The organism is Marinomonas sp. CT5, assembly GCF_018336975.1.
Lineage (GTDB): Bacteria > Pseudomonadota > Gammaproteobacteria > Pseudomonadales > Marinomonadaceae > Marinomonas.
The window spans coordinates 1,868,277-1,876,948 of sequence record NZ_CP025572.1; the positions used below are offsets into that span (position 1 = coordinate 1,868,277).

General features: G+C 42.2%; 8 protein-coding genes. 3 read left to right on the forward strand and 5 right to left on the reverse strand.

The window, feature by feature from the left end; translation table 11 throughout:
• Window positions 1-19: 19 nt before the first annotated feature.
• On the reverse strand, window positions 20-1,717 hold the full coding sequence (locus C0J08_RS08710) for a hypothetical protein (RefSeq protein ID WP_212655754.1): 1,698 nt from the start codon (window positions 1,715-1,717) through the stop codon (window positions 20-22).
• A 205-nt stretch (window positions 1,718-1,922) separates the two neighbouring features.
• Here C0J08_RS08710 and C0J08_RS08715 point away from each other — a divergent pair, with 205 nt between their 5' ends.
• On the forward strand, window positions 1,923-2,228 hold the full coding sequence (locus C0J08_RS08715) for an XdhC family protein (protein WP_249344598.1): 306 nt from the start codon (window positions 1,923-1,925) through the stop codon (window positions 2,226-2,228).
• 342 nt (window positions 2,229-2,570) lie between these two features.
• Window positions 2,571-2,960 (forward strand): tautomerase family protein, encoded by a 390-nt coding sequence (locus tag C0J08_RS08720; RefSeq protein WP_212655755.1) that lies wholly within the window; start codon window positions 2,571-2,573, stop codon window positions 2,958-2,960.
• Between the two features lie 83 nt (window positions 2,961-3,043).
• On the opposite strand, the gene C0J08_RS08725 is transcribed toward C0J08_RS08720, so the two are convergent.
• The 3 genes from C0J08_RS08725 to C0J08_RS08735 form a co-directional block, all read right to left on the reverse strand.
• On the reverse strand, window positions 3,044-4,942 hold the full coding sequence (locus C0J08_RS08725; protein ID WP_212655756.1) for a TRAP transporter permease: 1,899 nt from the start codon (window positions 4,940-4,942) through the stop codon (window positions 3,044-3,046).
• A gap of 46 nt (window positions 4,943-4,988) precedes the next feature.
• Window positions 4,989-5,984 carry a TAXI family TRAP transporter solute-binding subunit gene (locus C0J08_RS08730; RefSeq protein ID WP_212655757.1) on the reverse strand — a complete coding sequence of 332 codons (996 nt, stop codon included), beginning with the start codon at window positions 5,982-5,984 and terminating at the stop codon, window positions 4,989-4,991.
• A gap of 83 nt (window positions 5,985-6,067) precedes the next feature.
• Window positions 6,068-6,994, reverse strand: coding sequence for a dihydrodipicolinate synthase family protein (locus tag C0J08_RS08735; RefSeq protein WP_212655758.1), 927 nt, complete (start codon window positions 6,992-6,994; stop codon window positions 6,068-6,070).
• 146 nt (window positions 6,995-7,140) lie between these two features.
• Here C0J08_RS08735 and C0J08_RS08740 point away from each other — a divergent pair, with 146 nt between their 5' ends.
• Window positions 7,141-8,046, forward strand: coding sequence for a LysR family transcriptional regulator (locus C0J08_RS08740; protein WP_212655759.1), 906 nt, complete (start codon window positions 7,141-7,143; stop codon window positions 8,044-8,046).
• Window positions 8,047-8,407: 361 nt separating this feature from the next.
• On the opposite strand, the gene C0J08_RS08745 is transcribed toward C0J08_RS08740, so the two are convergent.
• A partial coding sequence (locus C0J08_RS08745; RefSeq protein WP_212652676.1) for an integrase core domain-containing protein occupies window positions 8,408-8,672 on the reverse strand: 265 nt, incomplete at its 5' end.

Genomic DNA, 8,672 nt, shown 5'->3' on the forward strand with positions numbered 1-8,672 from the left:
ATAATTCGTCTGCTTATGTTTATTCGATGCATTTTATGGTTAAGGTGGCTTCGCCTCCTAATATGCCCTTGAGATTAATTTTTTGATCACCTGTCTTTGTAAAAATCCTATCTAATAAGATAGTTTTGCCATCAAGAGAGAAGCTTAAATCTTCATTGTCTACATTGATGTTGGTGATTTGTTCTGCTTTATTATTTATATCAATGAGTGTGATTTGGTAGCTATTAGAGGGTAGGTTAATAGAATCACATTTGGCGACAAAATCTTTTTCATTTTCAATCTTTTTGTTAGATAAAATGGGTATACTTTTAACCTTTATTTTGTTGTTGATACTGTAGTTCACTATGAGTGAATTTGAGTTTGAAATTGCTCCAAAATTGTCCTTATCTGCGTTAGGTTCAAGTTTATAGCAGGTTGAACCTTTTGAATCGCTGAGATCGGAGTGTTTAGCAATTAATTTATCATCCGTTGCTGTTAATTTAGCGCCTTCAATTTTTACATTGTTTGGATAGCTGATGCATAAATCACTAGATGATTTATCTATATCAATAAAATGAATGCCATTATGGCTTGTTTTGGAAGTGAGCTTGATAGATTCCTTAGCGTCGAGCAAACTTTGTTGAGCCCCGTTAATACCTTTCAATATAGAGTCTATATTTTCTTTATTAATTGAATAAGGATTTCTTAATAATTTTTCTACTTCTTCAGCTGATGGGTACAAAGCTTTTCTTGCTAACCACTGAGAGGCGTCTCCACCCTTTACTATATTAAGTCTGAGCCATGTTTTTTCTTGGTAGAGTTTATCTCCCGAGCTAAGGGTTAGTCCTTTTTTTGTGACCTTTAGTCCTCCATCTTTAAATTCTTCTGTACTTTTACTATCTGGTGTATCAGTAAAAGCTCGGTTAAAGAAGGTAAATGGCAGCATCAGAAAGTCAGGAAAGAATCCCTCCCATTTATCTCCGTTTTTACTAAAATACCCGTAGCAGGTGGCAACACTGCAACCTTCTTGTTTGACAATAACAATTTCTCCATCTTTTAAGGGTAGGATATTAGATTTGTTATTTGGAATGTATTTGGCGTTCCCAGCAACAAAATCTATATCCATCTCCATTACTAAATCGTTTTCATTTGCGAGTAGCAAAGTATTAGCTATTTCTTTAGCGAGCTTAATTTCCCCTAAGGTTACTGGGTTAGATAAAGAAAAACTTTCTGCAGCTGAACCTATAAATTCCAGCATGGCTGAGCTTTCCTTACTTTCGTCCAAGTCGTATTCATACACCTTAATATTCATGGTTAATAAGTCGCTTTCCATTTTTTTGGGGCCATACAGTACTTTATTTAAAAGAGGGGCTTTAATGCCATCTGATAAGTTTTCATATGGGCCGAGTATTTTGGTGGTGGTATCAGATTCTTTGTTACCTATTACTGCTTCTGTGAACTCCACCACAAAAATGATTTCGTTGACCCCCCACCAGTCGGCTAAATATTTCAAGTAAGCGTCGGTGAGGTAAATGGCATATATATCATTTCCATTGGTTGAGCCGTCTAGTTCAGTTTTATAAATGGTGTTTTTATCTGTAGCGAGTTCTTTACTTGTAGAAAGAGGTTGTATAAGTGAGCCGTCTTGCCCAACAGAGCGTACGCTGATAGACCCCGTCGGGTTGATTGAGCAGGCGGTGAGTAAAAAGTTGACTAGCAACAAAATGAAAATTTTCATCGTTATTTCCTTGTCTGAATTTTGAGTTTTTTTAAAGTTAGTACTTGTTGGTTAATAAATAAACAAAAAAATTAAATGATTAGATGTTCAACTGGTTATTTAAAAGCTTTAAGCTATTTGTTGTAAGTAAGTCCAAATTTAATTAATAGTAGAGAGTAAAGCGCGACGACCTTAATTAAATGATAGTTTTGATATATGCGTTTTTGTGTGTCGTATAGAAGTCTTATTAGACCGAAAAGACTGCCGCTTCATCGGCTCGAAAACCAAAGCACTACGTTTCAAAAAACGTCTTGTCAGTGCCTCCTTCAGCCAAGCGGAAATCGACTCAGTGCATTGCCCCGTTGGGCTGGATGAAATCATCGGCAAGAAACCTTTCGAAATCGCCATCTCCATCGCAGGGCAAATTATCCAAGTGACCCAAACACAAGCGCCCAACAAAAAGGGCAGTGGACTGACTTGGAAAGAAATCAACAATGCTTTAAGTGACGTGAAAGAAGGCTCCGTGGTTTAGAAAAAATTCCCTAATATTGATCCAATTTTCTAATATCGCCGTATGAAACTGAGTAGCTTGCGCCATACACGGACAATAGCTGGTCGATAAAAGGTATGTGAACACAGTTTATTACTTCGACCTTTCACTTCTAAACGGAATTTCCTTACTGATCAAGACGAGAGCAAGTTCAAGACGGTCATAGACTGTGACCCCAAGCGGATTCCGATGCTGGCCTTGTTTAGCCAATCTCAATCTGGTTTACGGTATTTGACTGTGAATTACAGTGTGGTCAGCTTTTAAATAGACGGGTTTTATCGACAAAATCCGCTCATTCTCACCTAAATGCAATAAGGATTGAATATGCCCCTAGTACGTATAGATGTCACTGAAGGCCGTAATGAAGAAGATCTTCGTGTGTTAATGGATACCGTGCAGGAATGTGTCGTTAGCGCGTTCGAAGTGCCTGAAAGAGACAGATATCAAATTGTCACTGAACACAAACCTGGTCGCATGGTTCTACTAGACACGGGGTTGGGTTTTGAACGAACAGACGATGCCATTGCGATTCAAGTGTTCACAAGCCCTCGTGCCACGGTCATGAAAAAGACGTTCTGTGAGTTAATGGCGGAAAAACTACATGCCAACTGCGGATTAGACCCAAAAGATTTATTGATCTCTATTATGACCAATACAGATGTTGACTGGAGTTTTGCACACGGCGAGATTCAGTATCTCAATGGCAAGTTGTAAAGTCATTGTCCGCTCCATGAAAAAAGCCCTTTCAATCAGAAAGGGCTTTTTTTGTCGGTCTGTCCTGTCCTGAAATAGGCCAGTTATTTGGTGTGATTTAAGGAATGAGCTAAGGCGGGTTCCTTATTTTTTGTTAACCAATGGTAGACCAAATAAGCAAGGCTGGTTCCTATGGCGATCAACCACATTTCACTGGCGGTTTGAGAGATCATCGCGAAGAACCCGCATGCCATCATGATGATGCGTTCGAATAGGTTCATCCTTCTTTTCGCAAATCCTATGACACCAATGGCCCAGATGACGGTTGAAAAGATCAAGCCGGCGCCTGCGAATAAAATGTCTACGTAGCTTCCAACAAACAGTAACGCTGGGTCGGCAAGGAAGGCGAATGGAATGAGGAAGGCTACAGCACATATTTTGAAGGCTTCCACACTGGTTCTCATGGCGTCTGTGTTTGCAACGCCAGCCGCTGCAAAAGACGCCAATGATACCGGCGGCGTGACCATGGAAAGTACGCAAAAATACATCACAAAGAAATGGGCTTGTAGTTCACTAATACCGAGCTCTTTAAGGGCTGGAACATAGAGTACAGCGCCAATGATGTATGCCGCAACAGTAGGAAGGCCCATCCCCATGATGATACAGCCCATCACGATCATGATTAAAGAAACCGTGTAAGAACCCCCGCCAATATCAATGAGCCCTGAAGCAAATTTGAGTGCCAAGTTAGATTGAATCGCCACTGAAACCACTAAGCCAATTGCCATAATAGGACAAGCAATTTTTGCCGCTTGAATACCAGAGTCCAGCACCATTTGCGGTAGGATCTTAAGATCGTAGCGAGTGCTTTTGCTTAAAAATGGTGCGACAAAACAGGTTATTGTGGCCCAGAAAACAGAGATTTGCGCCGAATAGCCCATCATCAAACCGGCCACCAAGACAACAGGAGGCAGCAGCATGTTTAATCTAGGGAAGATAGATTTGATTTCGTTTATATCTTCATCGTTCAGCGTGCCTGTGTTGGTTTTTCTGGCATGAATGCCGGCAAATACAAACAAGGAAAAATAAAAGGCAAGCGCCGGGAAAATACCCGCGAGTGCGATGTTGGTGTAAGAGGTGGCTAGCATTTCTGCCATTACAAAGGCGGCGATCCCCATAATGGGCGGCATAAGTTGCCCACCAGTGGAAGCAATGGCTTCATAGGCGGCGGCTTTTTCTGGTTTGATGCCTGTTCGCTGCATCAACGGGATGGTAAAGACCCCTGTTGCTGTTACATTCGCCACGGCGCTGCCAGAAATGGTGCCCATTAAGCTGGAGCCAATAATGGCGACTTTTGCACCGCCACCTTTGGATTTGCCCACCAATTTAATGGCTAACTCTATAAAGAGTCGTCCACCGCCAACGGAACTGTACACCACACCAAAAACGATGAAGTAAAAAATGAAGTTAGTAGACGTGGCTGTGGTGACCCCCAAAATGCCACTGGTTGTCATGCCAAAAATCTCGCTCCACTCGGTCCACGAAATATTACTAAAGCCAATTTCCCCTGGTAATAAATAGCCAAACACGCCGTAAAGCAGAAAAATAGCGATGACGATGAGCAGCACATAGCCAACGGTTCTTCGCACAGCTTCTAAGAGTAAACCGACCAGAATGGTGCAGATGACAATGTCATAGGTTTCAATTGGCGAGACATTTTCAATTCGGTTAGACAGTCTTCCACTTTCAAAGTAGTAGTAACAGCCAACAGCAACGACTAAAGCAAACATGACCACGGCCATGACTTTGTTCAGTGTTGATGAAGGGTTGGATTTTAAAAAGGGCGTGGATAGAAAAGCAATCGCTAAAGTCAGAACTAAATGCGTTGCACGCTCGACTAAGGGAATATCTGGATTGAATAAAATCCAGTATTGGTAGGCTATTAACCCAAGCGCCAACCAGGCGCACGGGTCTAGCATGTATCTACGAACAAGTTTTTGCATCTTTTACACCTGATTCTTATATTTATTTTTGAGGCTGAGCGCGAAACTATTTCAACAGGCCTATTTCTTTGTAATAACGAATGGCTCCCGGGTGCAAACGAATACCATTTTTTTCTGGCTTAGCCGCATCTTCAAGTTTAAAAGCTTTCCAAGCTTTAAAGTCATTGCTTAGTTGATCCATGTTTTCAACGACAATTTTAGTGATTGAGTAAGCGGTATCATCACTCATTTTAGAACTGGCGATTAAATGGGTACCAAAGTCTCCGCCAATGTTGCTGCCAGTTTGCGCATCAAACCATTTTCCATAGCTGCCTTTCTGCAAACCTAGCGACGTTAATACGTCCAACGCTCTTTCTGATAGGTCTAAAAACTCGATGTCACCGGTTAAGCTGATTTCGGTAATGGAAGGGTGTCCGCGTAAAATCGTATCAAAATAAAGGTCTACCCGTTTATCTCTGATTAATCCGGACATTTGTGAGGAATCCACTTGCAGAATATTACCGCCTTGGGACTTAATTTTATCTCTGTCTAAACCATAGGCAGAAAGAATGGCTTCTACAGCAGGAGGGATATTGGAGCCAGCCGGTTTCATCATGATATTGACTGGGCGGTCTGATTTCAAAATATCATCTAGCGTTTTGAAACCATTTTTTTGCATGTATTCTTTGCGAACGATGGCACCGATATAAACAGGGTTGAGGCCACCGACTAAAGAACGGATATGCGTCGCTGAATTTCCTTGGTACAACAACATGCCTTCAGAGGCCCAGCGAGAAGTGGCTACGTTTGACAAAGCAATATCAGCCTTACCCGATTCAACCACCATAGGGTTAGCCACACCACCGCCGCGGGCGATGATTTCAATGTCTAATTTAGAATCTTTTTCTTGCACCATTCTTTGAATGGCTGCGGCGCCAACATACCAGCCAGATCCAACCGGCATGGCGCCCAGTTTTAATTCTTCTGCTTGGGTCGGTAGCGAAATTACACTTGTTAAAATAAGAGCTGAAGCGATTAGAGAAAACGTATTAGTTATTTTCATTATCTTGTTCTCCTTAATTAGGGCGGCCGTGACCGCCCTTATGAAATATCTTTCAGTGTATTTAAGGTGATGTGAATTTTCTATTAAATTATACCGGCTGCGCGTAATGCGTCCGCAATTTCAACATCGGCTCCTTCAGCAAGCGGCAATAGTGGAGAACGCACTGTCGCATGTTCCAAAATACCACGCGCAACCAAGGCGTGTTTCAATGCCACTGTGCCTTCCATGTGAGATCCGCGGTGGTACACATTTTTGGTGACAGGCAAAAGCTGGTCATGTATTGCTCTGGCTGCAGGGTAGTCTTTGGCTTTACCTGCTTCGATGAGTTTAACCAAGAGTTCTGGCGCCACGTTGCCGTAACCAACCAAAAGACCATCGACATCAAACATAGTGTGTAATAGGTATTCGTCATGGCAGCTTAGAATCTGTAGATCTGGGCGTTCTGCGCGAATAACTGGGATTTCAGTGTCCCATCTTTTCATATTACGCACGCCGTTTTTCATTGCAAACACACCAGGCTGAGCGGAAATTTCAAGTTGTGTTTCCAAGTCATAAGTACACTTAGTAACGTCAGGATATTGGAACAAAATGAGCGGTAAGCCACTGTCTTCGTAACAAACTTTGTATTTGTCCTGTGGTGCGCCTTTTTGGTAACCAAATCGTAGCCAACCATGTGAAGGGTACAACAAACCGGCTTTTGCACCTGCTTCAACTGCGTTGCGACATTCCGCCGCAGCGACTTCGGTACCTTCTTTAGTGATACCCGCGATAATCGGGATTTCATCATTAACCGATTCAACAAAGGCTTCGATGACTTTCATTTGTTCTTTTTCAGATAGGAATGTGCCTTCACCAGCGTGTCCCAAAACAGTAAGACTTTTAACACCATCAATACTTTTCAACCATGAACCAAGTTTGTGAATTGCCTTGTAGTCGACAGTGCCATCGCGATTAAAAGGAGTAACAGGTGCTGGGTTCAGTCCACGAAGATCTATATCAATTTTGCTCATTAGAAATACCTATAGTTATTATGTTGTTGGTTTAGTGTTGCTCTGTTTGTGTTAAGAGCACGTAATTCAGAATAGAATTTGTTTTGCTATGTGGATACTGTGTAAGTAGTATTTCTGATATGTATTAAATGTATAGGTTGTTGGGCATGAATTACGAAGTTTGGAAAACCTTTGTCGATGTGTGCGAACTGGGTAGCTTGAGTAAAGTGGCTTCGCTTCACGGTATTAGCCAGCCGCAAGTGAGCCGCCAAATGAAGACAATTGAAGAGGCGTTTAATTGTCAGCTATTTATTCGTACGGGCAGAGGGGTCGAACTGACTGATTTAGGAAAACGCATAGAACCCGAGGTCAGGAGCTGGCTACAGCATACCGAGCAGTTGCAAAACAGCATTCGAAACACCTCGGGTATTCCTATTGGTAAAGTGAGGCTGGCCATCTTGCCTTCCACTGCCGCGCCTTGGTTAAGTGAAGTCTATAAACTTGCTAAAGAGCGCTATCCCGGAATACAGCTTGAAGTGCGAGAAGCACAGGGCAACCAATTGGAAAACTGGCTAGAAGAAGGGCGGGTAGATTTGGCTTTGCTGTTTCGACATTCCATTGATGACAAAGGAGGCGATATTTATTTACGTGATACCGCCACCTTTTTAGTTGGCCCACCGAATGATCCATTGACCGCCAACCCAACCATAGAATTCAGCGAATTAAATGGCATTCCATTAACCTTATTTTGCCGCCCAAGTAGCTGGCGAGATAGATTGGACGTATTAGCAAGACGCTATGACATAGAGCTGAATGTGGTACTGGAAGCTGACTCTTTATCCCTCCAGACTCATGCGGTGGCCGCCGATAAATGCTATGCAATGCTAGGCGCGTATTCCAGTGAATCGGCGCGTAACCTATTGGGTTTGTCTGTTTCCCGCATCATTGCACCGGGCATAAAACGCTACCTAGCATTATCTATGTCGCCCCATGGACAGCTCACCCTTGCCATTAAAAAAGTCAAAGAACTCATTAAAGAAGTGTCGGAGAAATACCCACCGGGGTTTGAGTAGAGGTTGTCTTGTTTCGTTAAGTGATCGAATGCTTTGCGCCCTAATTTATTCTTAAGGAACGATAAGCACAGCGACTTTTTTACGGTTCATTTACGAGTTACTCATTTAAATTGCGGACAAGTCTCTTCCCCTTTCTTCAAGGGGAAGACGGAAAATGGGGTTGTCCTAAAGGGCTTTGACCCTAAATTTGAATCGCTTGTCTTTCGTGTCAAATCGCGCTACAAAAGAGCAAATGAAGAATCAACATAGCGGCGATCAAAGACCATCTAAAGCGGCATAGTGCAAACAGACTTTGGTTCCTAGCGACTTATATAACAGGGAAGTCCTATGTGTCGTCCTAAAATAAGTTGACGATTTTTTGTTAAGCCAGTATGGATTCCATACTGGCTTTTTCATGCACTTCTTCTGGTGTTTTCATATTAAGACTTAAGTGAGGTCGATACCTATTATAGATATCAATAGACTCACTAATATGCCTTTCTAATTCTTTAAAAGTTCTGCATCTTCCAATCAAAAATTCTTGCTTCAATATGCCATTCACCCTTTCTGCTAACGCATTTTGGTAGCAGTCATAGCCATCTGTCATCGACGGCTTTATTTTATTGCGTTGTAATTCTTTTTGATAA

Excerpts from the sequence above, each read along its gene's own strand:
- C0J08_RS08725 (WP_212655756.1), bottom strand. The coding sequence starts at position 4,942 with ATGCAAAAACTTGTTCGTAGATACATGCTAGACCCGTGCGCCTGGTTG.
- C0J08_RS08720 (WP_212655755.1), top strand. The coding sequence starts at position 2,571 with ATGCCCCTAGTACGTATAGATGTCACTGAAGGCCGTAATGAAGAAGAT.
- C0J08_RS08710 (WP_212655754.1), bottom strand. The coding sequence starts at position 1,717 with ATGAAAATTTTCATTTTGTTGCTAGTCAACTTTTTACTCACCGCCTGC.
- C0J08_RS08735 (WP_212655758.1), bottom strand. The coding sequence starts at position 6,994 with ATGAGCAAAATTGATATAGATCTTCGTGGACTGAACCCAGCACCTGTT.
- C0J08_RS08730 (WP_212655757.1), bottom strand. The coding sequence starts at position 5,984 with ATGAAAATAACTAATACGTTTTCTCTAATCGCTTCAGCTCTTATTTTA.
- C0J08_RS08740 (WP_212655759.1), top strand. The coding sequence starts at position 7,141 with ATGAATTACGAAGTTTGGAAAACCTTTGTCGATGTGTGCGAACTGGGT.